The organism is Pseudoalteromonas sp. 20-92, from assembly GCF_030847595.1.
Classification (GTDB): Bacteria; Pseudomonadota; Gammaproteobacteria; order Enterobacterales; family Alteromonadaceae; genus Pseudoalteromonas; species Pseudoalteromonas fuliginea.
Window position 1 is genome coordinate 1 of the sequence record NZ_JANJGQ010000100.1, and the last position, 289, is coordinate 289.

Consider the following 289-nt stretch of genomic DNA (forward strand, 5'->3'; position numbering starts at 1 on the left):
CGTTTGAGCTTAAATCGTACCTTGAACTTGTTGAATTAACAGGGCGTTGTATACGAGAGGATAAACGCGGTTATATTGAAAGTTCGCACCTACCCTTACTCGAAAGAGTGAATATATCCCCCGAAAACTGGTTAAAACTCACCACACAATTTACGCGTGTATTTCATGGTGCAGTAGGCAGGCCAAGTTCACAAGAAAGTTATTGTGAAAACTTAAAGCGAAAGCGGCGAGCGAATATCAGTAACTGCGAAAAGCTATTGGCATAAAACTTAAACTACTCAGTAAAACT

Annotated in this window: 1 pseudogene; it reads left to right on the top strand. The window is 40.1% G+C overall.

Annotation, left to right across the window (positions count from 1 at the left end):
• Nucleotides 1–266, top strand: a pseudogene (locus NRL14_RS20915) (hypothetical protein); the annotation flags it as partial.
• Between the last annotated feature and the right edge of the window lie 23 nt (nucleotides 267–289).